Raw genomic sequence first — 9083 nt, forward strand, 5'->3', positions numbered from 1 at the left:
TTAATTCCTCGAAATTTCCTTGTAATAAAAGACCGTCGCGTCCAGGCTTCCATGACTGGATAATGCAAAGCGGGGAATCGTACCCGCCTCGATATAACCTTCCGACCGGTACAGCAGATTGGAAGGGTCTCCCTGCCGCGTGTCGAGCACGAGCAGGCTTCGCCCTTCTCTGACAGCACCGGCCTCGGCTGCCTTCATTAAAGCTCTTCCGATGCCTTTTTGCCGATGATCCGGATGCACCATCAGCTTCGCCACCTCGGCCCGGTGCAGTCCATTCTCCTTCATAGACAAATGCAGCTGGACCGTTCCGCACACGACCTCCTGATCCATGGCCACCCATAGCAGGACGTCCTCACCCGGCACCTTCCTCCAATAGGATTCAGCACTTGCCAGGCTGAGCGGGGGCATAAAGCCTACGGAGGCTCCATCCTCCACGACAGCTGCGAGCAGTTCACTCAGGCTCTGCAGCAGCGGGGCACTCAGCTCCTTGACCTCTACACATTGCAGGTTGCTGATCATGACTGCTTGACTCCTTCCGCCTTCAATTTGTCGAGCTCTCTCTGGATGTCGTCCAGAGACTGTCCTTCCAGCTCCTTCAGCAGCGCCTCCAGCTCTGCTGCTTCCTCCTCTGGACTCCCCTTTGCATCCGGCAGCGCCTCGATCACCTGTCTGGCCAAGCCGCGGATTGTCGGCTCATCGAACATATTTTCCAGCTGCAGCTCTATATCATAGGCATTGCGGATACGGGTCATCAGCTGAATCGCCAGCATGGAATTGCCGCCCAATGTAAAGAAATCATCATCCAGGCCGATCGGAGAAATGCCGAATAGGTCCTCCCAGATCCCCCGCACCTCTTCCAGCACACCCTCGGGGCTTTTATCAAGCGCCGCGGCAGCAGCCGGTGCCGACGGCTCCGTGACACCCGTTGCGCTGTCCACTTCGCCTTTGTCCGTCGGATAAGAGGACGCGGATGAGTCGGCTGCAGTTGCAGACGCGACCTCCTGCCCGGATTGCAAGAAGCTCAGGCTGCCCTGTCCAATCCAGTAGCGCTTGCGCTGAAACGGATAGGTCGGAAGCGCAATCCGCCTTGCGATTCGATCCGGATGCACATCGCTCCACTTCACGGCAACACCCTCACACCACAGTCGGCCAAGTGCCTGCAGCAGAAATCCCCGGTCCTCCTGGCGATCCTTGGGATGGCGAATGAGCGGAACGGCGGACGGTGTCCGGGTCTGCGGCCCCTGCTGACTCATCAGGCCGCTGAGCACATGACTTGGTCCAATCTCTACCAGCAGCAGACCTGGGTCTGACATCAGGGCGCTTGCGCCTTCTGCAAACCGGACGCTCTGCCTTACATGCTCCCCCCAATAGCCGGGATCCATGACCTGTTCCGGCTGAATCCAGCTCCCCGTTACATTAGATATGTACGGGATCTGCGGAGCATGCAGGGTGATGCGTGAGACTGTCGCCGTAAAGGGCTCGATCACGGGGTCCATCATCGAAGAGTGGAAGGCATGAGACGTATGGAGGAGATAGGCTTCAATGCCTTCCTGACGAAGCTCGTCACGAAGGCGCTCCATATCCTCTTTATTCCCGGCCACCACCGTAATCTCCGGTGCGTTCACGGCAGCGACCGACAAGGAGCCGAAGAGATGCTCCCGAGTCTTTGACTCTGGCAAATGCACTGACATCATGACCCCCGGCGGCATGCTCTGCATCAGCCTGCCCCGTTCAGCGACGAGCTCCAGTGCATCCTCCAGTGTGAAGACTCCGGCAAGACAAGCCGCGGTGTACTCGCCAATGCTGTGACCGAGCATGCATGCCGGGGTCAAGCCCCACGCCTCCAGCTGCTTGGCCATCGCATACTGAACAATGAACAGACTCGGCTGGGCCACCGATGTTTCCTGCAGCCGGGAGGCTGCATCGGCATCCTGTTCATTCCACCACAGCGTCCTCAGATCCAAGCCCAGCCTCGGCTGCAGCCGCTCACAGCAGGTGTCGACGGCTTCGCGGAAGACGGGCTCGCTCTCATACAGCCCGCGAACCATGCCAATATATTGCGAGCCCTGGCCCGGGAACAGAAATCCCAGCCGCTTCGGAGCAGCGGCATGACGCGCATGCAGCTTCCCGCTTCGCTGCTTCAACAGCTCAGCCGTCTCTGCCATAGAGCCGGCACTGAAGGCCATGCGGTAAGGAAACTCTTTTCGCCCTTCCTGCAGCGTAAATGCGACATCCGCCAGCGAAAGGTCAGGGTGCTGCTCCAGATGCTGCTGCAGCTGGTCCGCGGCCTGCTCCAGTGCATCTTCGCTCAGCGCGGACAACACCAGCAGCTCGGCAGCCGGAGCGACCCCGACCGCTGCCTTGACTGCCGGGCTCTCCTCCAGCACGACATGGGCGTTCGTACCACCCATGCCGAAGCTGCTGACACCTGCGCGGCGAGGGAAGCCTTCTGGCTGCTCCCAGGTCCGCGCCTTCGTATTTACAACAAACGGGCTTTGCGCAAAATCAATATTCGGGTTCGGCTGCTCGAAATGCAGGCTCGGCGGAATCACCCCATGATGCAGTGAAAGCACCGTCTTGATCAGCCCTGCGACACCGGATGCGGCGCCCAGATGACCGATGTTGGATTTGACAGAGCCAATGGCACAGAAGCCTTTCTGCTCCGTGTCCATACGGAATACGCGGCTCAGCGCCGCAATCTCGATGGGATCTCCCAGCGGCGTCCCGGTTCCATGGGCCTCGATCATTCCGATCGTGCTTGGAAGCACGCCGGCCATCGCCTGTGCGTCCAGAATGACCTCCGCCTGGCCATTGACGCTCGGCGCCGTGAAGCTGACCTTGTCAGAGCCGTCATTGTTGATCGCGGTGCCCTTAATGACCGCGTACACGGTGTCCCCTTCCTGCAGGGCGTCCTCCAGACGTTTCAGGACGACCACGCCGACACCGTTACCGAAGATCGTCCCGCTTGCCTTGACATCAAAGGGACGGCAGTGTCCGTCCGAAGCCAGGACATCCCCTTCCTGGTGGAGGTAGCCTGTCTTTTGCTGGGCCACAATGGATACGCCGCCTGCCAAAGCCATGTCACATTCCCCGCCGAGCAGGCTCTGAACCGCGAAATGGACGGCCACGAGCGAGGTGGAGCAAGAGGTCTGTACACTGACGCTCGGTCCCTTCAGGTTGAGCTTGTAGGACATCCGGGTCGCCAAGTAATCCTTCTCATTACCGTGCCGGATGGCGAGCTCTCCCACCGAATCCACGAGACCAGGCTCCGAGTACAGCTGAAACAGGTAGCTGCTACTGAAGACGCCGGCGAAGACACCGATGCGTCCGCTGTATTTCTCCGGCGTATATCCGGCAAGCTCCAGCGCCTCCCAGCCCTTCTCCAGAAACAGCCGCTGCTGCGGGTCCAGAATTTCCGCCTCTCTAGGTGTCATGCCGAAGAATGCCGCATCAAACTGATCCGTATCCTCAATGATCGACCCCGCCCGAACATAATTGGGGCGCTTGTAGACGTCTTTTTTAACGCCTGCCTGCTCCAGCTCTTCATCACTGAAAAAAACAATGCTCTCTGTTCCCTCCACCAGATTGCTCCAGAATGCTTCCACATTGGAAGCCCCCGGAAAACGGCAGTTCATGCCGACAACAGCAATTTCGGTTCCGTTCATTTCCTGCATGGACACACACCTCCACGTATTAGGTATTGCGATGACGGCCGCCTTTGAGCCTTGCCTGACGGCGCTGCTCCAGCGACTGCTGCCGCATGTCCGCCCGATGGCGGTGGACTTCGCCGGTTGCTGCAGCCGGCTCACTGCCTTGCTTCAGATGTGCTGCCAGCGAAGAAAGCGTTGGATATTGAAACAGCTCCACGACCGGGATATCTCTGCCCAGCGCGTCAGACAGCTGTGTCTTAGCTTGAAGCAGCAGCAATGAATGGCCGCCAAGATCAAAAAAGTTATCATATCTTCCCACCCGCTCCACGCCCAGCAGCCGGCACCAGATGCCCTCCAGCATTTGCTCAAGACTATCTTGCGGCGCGCTATAGCTTAAGGCAGAGGCATTGCGGTCAAAAGCTTCAGCAGGATCAGGCAGCCGGGCGCGGTCGATCTTGCCGTTCGGCGTGAGCGGCAGCTCTTCCAGCGGAATGAAGGCGCCAGGCACCATATAGCCTGGCAGCCGGCTTCGGGCGTAGGAGCGCAGCTCTGCTAGCGATACGCCTTCCGGTGCGGATACGTAGTACGCTGCGAGCCTTTTGCCGCCGTCAGGAGCAGGGCACGCGGCGATCGCCACCTCCTGCACCCCTTCGTACCCGGCGAGGACGCTCTGGATCTCGCCGAGCTCCACGCGCATGCCCCGGATCTTCACCTGATCATCACGCCGGCCTGCAATCTGAAGGCTCCCATCCGGCAAATAATGTCCCAGATCTCCACTGAAATACAGCAGGTCCTGCTCCTCCTGAGTGAACGGGCTGCTTGCGAACCGCCCTTGCTCCTGATCTTCCGCGCTCAGGTAGCCCAGCGTCCTGAATGGCGTGCGGATGACGAGCTCCCCCATTTCTCCAATGCCGCACAGCCTGCGGTCAGGACCTAGCACGAGCAGCTGCGTCTGAGGGAGCGGAGAGCCGACCGGCTGAACCGGCGGCAGACTGCCTTGTGCCGGAACGCGGTAAAAGCACTTCGCAAGTGTCGTTTCTGTCGGACCGTACAGGTTGATGATTTCGGCGGAGCTGCCGAAAGCGTCCCGCCAGTCCCGGATCAGAAAGCCCGGCAACGGCTCCCCGGCAAAAAACACAGCTCTGAGCGCAGTCAGCGGGCGAGACTGCCCTTGTCCCAGCCAGGATTGCGCCAAGGACGGGACGGTATGCAGAATCGTGATCCGGTTCTTGTCCATCCAGGGCAGGATGGCTGCCGCAGACACATCTCTCTCCTCATCCGGCAGGCAGAGCACTGCCCCTGAGATCAGCGGCGTGAGGATATCCCGCAGCACGACGTCAAAGGCAAGCCCGGTCAGCTGCGCGGCTCGGTCTCCGGGACCGATGCCAAACGTCCCCCGTTGCCAGGTCAGGAAATGAGACAGGCCTTTATGACAGCCGAGAATCCCTTTGGGACGGCCCGTCGTGCCTGAAGTGAAGAAGATGTAAGCCGGGTCGTCCGGCTGCAGCGTCGGCCAGACCTCTGGGGATGCTGCTCCCGGCGGTACAGATGCAGGGGCTCCTTCAGCCGCTGCCAGGATGCCGTTTTCTTGCAGGAGGTACAGATGGGTCCATGCCTCCTCCCGAAGCCACCGCTCTTCACGGTCTTCGCTGCCGACATCTATCCATCGGCGTGCGCCCGCCAGAGCCAGCATGCCCTTGCCACGCTCCGGCAATGTGCCGGGGCCGAGGGTCAGCAGAACCCCTCCCGCCTTCATAACACCTAACATGGCTGCAACCAGTCCGAAGCTTCGCCGGCCGGTCAGAGCGACGGCTTCTCCCCGCTGCAGCCCTTCCTCCAGAAGCCTTGCGGCCAGCTTCTCCACCGCTTCTCCCAGCTCTCCGTAAGTCCACTGTCCCTGTCTGTGCGAGATGGCAGGTGATGCCGGCTGACGGGCGATGACCGCCTCCAGCAGCTCCGTAACTGCCGGAAATCTTGGCTCTTCCAAAGGCTCCGCGGGATTTGGCAGCAGCGAGAGGCTCCGCGGGGTAACCAGTGAACAAGAGGAGATGACCGCTTCCGGGTTCACGGACAGCTGGCTCAGCAGATGCACATACTGGGCGGCCAGCTCCTGCATTCGAGCAGCACTGTACAGGTCCTTCTGATACACGAATTCCAGCTCCAGCCCGTCATCACGTTCATGAATATAGAGGGTGAGTGCAAATTTGGCCTGTGGCTCACCGAGCTCCAGAGGTGATATCTGCATCTCCATCAATTCCGCCTCATACCCTGGCGTATTCACATGATTAATCATGACGTCAAAGATCGGGTTGCGGCTGATATGCCGCTCCGGCTGCACCAGCTCCACCAGCTTTTCAAACGGAATATCCTGATGGCTGTACGCGTCCAGACATACAGCCCTGGTTCGGCGAAGCAGCTGGGTGAAGGTTGGGTCGCCCGAAACGTCCAGCCGCAGCGCGAGCGTATTCAGGAAGCAGCCAATCAGCGGCTCGGTCTCGGCCTGGCTCCGTCCCGCAATCGGCGAGCCGATGACGAAATCCTCCTGCTGGCTCAGCCGCTTCAAGAGCACGGCAAAGGCAGACAGCAGTGCCATGAACAGCGTAGCCTGTCCCGTGCGGCACAGCTCCTGAAGCTGCTGCTGCACCTGCGGTGCAACCCGCTGCTTCACCCGCCCTCCGCGGTAGCCCGGCCGCTCCGGCCTTGGATAGTCTGCCGGCAGCTCCAGTACGGGTAACTCCCCGCCCAGCTGCCTCATCCAGTAGCTCTGCTGACGAGTCCATTCTTCCTGGCTGATCGCCTCATTTTGCCAAGCCGCATAATCGGCATACTGTACTTTCAGCTCGGACAGGCCCGGCGGCAGATGATATCGGGCTTCCCGGTACAGCTGGCCCAGCTCGCGAACGAAAATGCCAATCGACCAAGCGTCGGAAATGATGTGATGCATCGTGATGAGCAGATGATATTCCTGCTCCTTCAGCTGGAGCAGCAGCACGGATAACAGCGGTCCGCGCTCCAGATCAAAGGACTGAGCCATTTCCTGTGCCGCCAGCCGCTCGGCTTCAGCTTGGCGCTGCTCCATAGACCCTGACTGCAAATCCTTTATTCGGAGCGTGAAGGAGGAGGCTGCCGATACGCGCTGAATCGGCTCACCTTCCAGATGAAAGGTTGTCCTTAAGGCTTCGTGACGCGCAATCAGCCGCTCCAGGGCACGGGCCAAGCAGGCTTTATCCAGTGGTCCGCTCATGCTGACAGCACCGAAAATGTTATATGCCGCGCTTCCCGGCGACAGCCGGTCCAGAAACCACAGGCGCTGCTGTGCAAAGGATAGCGGCACTCCTCCCTCCCGAGTTACTCTTGCCATTACAGGAGCGTCAGCAGCGTTTGCGGAGAAGATCGTTTCCGGAGCGATTTGCCGGGACTTCTCAAGCAATGTCGCAATGCCATAGACTGTAGGATGCTCAAACAGGGTGCGAAGCGGAAATTGAATCTCAAAGGCCGACCGGATCCGAGATGCCACTTGCGCTGCCAGAATTGAATGTCCCCCTATGTCGAAAAAATCATCATGAATTCCGATTGGAGCTGTTCTCAACACCTCCTGCCAAATCTCTGCGATTTCCTTCTCCGTGGACGTCCGGGGAGCCGGTGATTCCAGGGGACCCGCAGACTGCGGGCTAGAGCTGGACCGATCAGAGTCAATCTTTGCTGCAGAGAAAGCCGGCGCTGTCCCAAGGCTAGGCCCTGCAGGAGGATATCCCTTCCCCGAAGCACATAGCTCATCCAGCTCCTGCAGGGTGAGCTGCGGCTGCCAGGCCAGGAGCTGCAGCCGCTGCAGCAGCTGCTCACCCATGTCTTCCACGGCTTCTGCGCTGAAGGCAGCAGTGTTGTACTCCATGTAAAGAGTGAATCCATCCTTCACCTCTACGGCCTCTACCGTCAGATGAAATTTGGCGATGCCTTGCTCCAGTCTGCACTGTCGTAGCGGCTGTCCGTCCAGGTGAAGCTCCTCAGATGCTGTGTTTTGCATGACGAACAAGGTATCAAACAGCGGATTCTGGCCCGGACCTCGTTTAACGGGAAGCTTGCGGACCATCTCCTCAAAAGGATACGCCGCGTGCTTCAATGCCTCGATGGTCATGCAGCGAACCTGCTCCAGGTATTGAAGGGCGGTCAAACGCCGGTCTACCCTGCTGCGCAAAGGCAGCGTGTTGGCGAACATGCCGATGACATTATTCGTGTCGGGGTGGTTTCGGTTTGCGGCAACCGTGCCCACTACGACCTCCTCCCGCGATGTACATGCAGACAGCCACGCAGTGCAGGCGCTCAGGAATACCATAAACAAGGTGCTGCGGGTGCGTGAAGCCAGCTCACGGAGACCCGCTGTGATTTCGGCAGATACGTTTATACTCCGGACTTCTCCGGTGTGGGTATGTGAAGCTTTTGTTAATGTCGTTAATAAATTGTTATTTGAATTATTTAGTCCGTTATTCGTTAATGAGTTTAACGATGCTGAGACGGTGTCGCTCCTCCTGCCTTGGCTGTATTCATACCCGCGGAGATGATCCAGCCAGAAGGCCTCACTGGCCTTCATTGCAGGGGTATCCAGCTGCTCAAGGTACCACATTGTGTAATCCTTATATTGCAAACGCAGCGGCGTAAGCGGCTGTTGTTCATAAGCTCTCATGAACTCATGAGTCAGCTGAGACACGGATACCCCGTCCGAGATGATGTGATGCATATCAAACAAAATGCGGCTTTGCCCGTGATCCAGCTCGATCGCCGATACCCGAAACAGCGGGGCACGCTGGATATCGAATGGCTGAATCCAGGAGGAGATCAGGCGCTTTGCTTCCATCTCTGTAACCCCCTGCAGCAGCTTTAGCTCCAGCTCTACGGTGGGCTCAATATGCTGAAACGGCTCATTGTTTACCATGCGGAAGGAGGTTCTCAGACTTTCATGACGTTCCGCCAGCTGCTCCCAGGCATGTGTAAAGCGGTCCAGATCCAGAGTCCCGGACAACTCCAGCATAAGAGGCATGTTATACCGCGTAGATTCCGGCTCCAGCTCATGGAGCACATACAATCTTTTCTGGGCGGGGGACAGCGGGTAGTACGCTCGCTCCGCTGCTGCCGGAATAGGCGCAAGGCTCGGTGCCGCTTCTTCTGTCTGCTGCGATGTCAATCCGGCAATGGTCGGCAGGTCAAACAGCTCAGCCAGTGTCCACTCACGCCCTAGCTTACTCTTCATGCGGCTTAGCAGGCTCATCGCGGATAACGAATGACCTCCCAATTCAAAAAAGTGATCGTGAACCCCGACCCGGTCCACCCCCAGCACCTCGGCCCACACTTCAGCCATGCCCTGCTCCAGCGGGGTTCGTGGAGCGACATAGTCTGCTCCCGGTGCCTTCCAGACTCCCGGGTCCGGCAGGCTCCGGC

3 protein-coding genes are annotated in these 9083 nt (G+C 58.9%); all 3 read right to left on the bottom strand.

Translation table 11 applies throughout. From position 1 onward, the window contains the following. Window positions 1-519: a GNAT family N-acetyltransferase gene (locus tag JJQ72_RS16655; RefSeq protein WP_208204358.1), complete on the bottom strand. Its 519-nt coding sequence runs from the start codon at window positions 517-519 to the stop codon at window positions 1-3. Then, window positions 516-3674 carry a type I polyketide synthase gene (locus JJQ72_RS16660; protein ID WP_208204359.1) on the bottom strand — a complete coding sequence of 1053 codons (3159 nt, stop codon included), beginning with the start codon at window positions 3672-3674 and terminating at the stop codon, window positions 516-518. The genes JJQ72_RS16655 and JJQ72_RS16660 overlap by 4 nt, the downstream gene beginning before the upstream one ends. A 19-nt stretch (window positions 3675-3693) precedes the next feature. After that, window positions 3694-9083, bottom strand: a 5390-nt coding sequence (locus tag JJQ72_RS16665; RefSeq protein ID WP_208204360.1) for a non-ribosomal peptide synthetase, incomplete at its 5' end; no start/stop codon positions are given.

The sequence above is a fragment of the Paenibacillus sp. F411 genome (genome assembly GCF_017582705.1).
Lineage (GTDB): Bacteria > Bacillota > Bacilli > Paenibacillales > Paenibacillaceae > Paenibacillus_AQ > Paenibacillus_AQ algicola.

Bases quoted from the DNA above. Each gene is read 5' to 3' on its own strand.
- JJQ72_RS16655 (WP_208204358.1), bottom strand. From the start codon at position 519: ATGATCAGCAACCTGCAATGTGTAGAGGTCAAGGAGCTGAGTGCCCCG.
- JJQ72_RS16660 (WP_208204359.1), bottom strand. From the start codon at position 3,674: ATGCAGGAAATGAACGGAACCGAAATTGCTGTTGTCGGCATGAACTGC.